A 707-nucleotide genomic window follows, 5' to 3' on the forward strand; every position below is an offset into this window, starting at 1 on the left:
GCTTCATCGGCTTCTCGGCCCTGGCGAGCGCCTCGCGCTCGCCGTCCGATAGGCCGATCTTCAGCCGGCCGTCGATCACGGCGATGGTCGCCGGCACGGCGCCCTCGGCACGGATCAGCGCTTCCACCTCGGCGGCCATCTCGTTGTTCTTCGGCCAGGGCATGCCGTGGGTGATGATCGTGCTCTCGAGCGCCACGACGGGCTTGCCCGCTGCCAGCGCCTCGGCGACCGGCGCATGGATGTCGAGAATGTTCTTGGATCGCACGGAAAGGGCTCCTTTATGAAAGTGCGTGCGGTGCCGGCACCCGTGCCAGCGCCGCCGTGAAGATCGTATCGTCGAATTCCGGCGCCGCCGAGGCGCTGGCGACAGCCAGGCCGGCGGCCGCGACGCCCTCGCGGGCCGCTTCGGGCAGGCTTGAGCCGCGCATCAGCGCCGCGATGGTCGCCCCGGCAAGGGCGTCGCCCGCACCCGTCACGTCGACCACGGGCTCGACGCGCGGCGGCGCGATCTCCCACAGGCCGCCGCCGCTGAAGACGAGAACCGAGCTGCTGCCCGCCGTGATCACGCCGGCGCCGAGGCCGCGCTCCTGCAGGCGGTAGATGGCCATGGCCGGTGAGGCGTCCTCTCCGAGGCCGGCCAGGCTGCGCGCCTCGCGGCTGTTCATGAACAGCGTCGAGAGCGCCTTGAAGGAAGGTGCGAGGCGGCC

Annotated in this window: 2 protein-coding genes; both read right to left on the minus strand. The window is 71.6% G+C overall.

All coding sequences use genetic code 11. The features are described 5' to 3' along the window. Window positions 1-265: pseudouridine-5'-phosphate glycosidase (locus tag NUU27_RS25440; protein WP_257765078.1), on the minus strand; the 265-nt coding region annotated here is incomplete at its 3' end. Window positions 266-278: 13 nt separating this feature from the next. After that, on the minus strand, window positions 279-707 hold a 429-nt coding region (locus tag NUU27_RS25445; protein WP_257765079.1), incomplete at its 5' end, for a carbohydrate kinase family protein.

Source organism: Nitratireductor sp. ZSWI3, assembly GCF_024655565.1.
In the GTDB taxonomy this organism is placed as follows: domain Bacteria; phylum Pseudomonadota; class Alphaproteobacteria; order Rhizobiales; family Rhizobiaceae; genus Nitratireductor.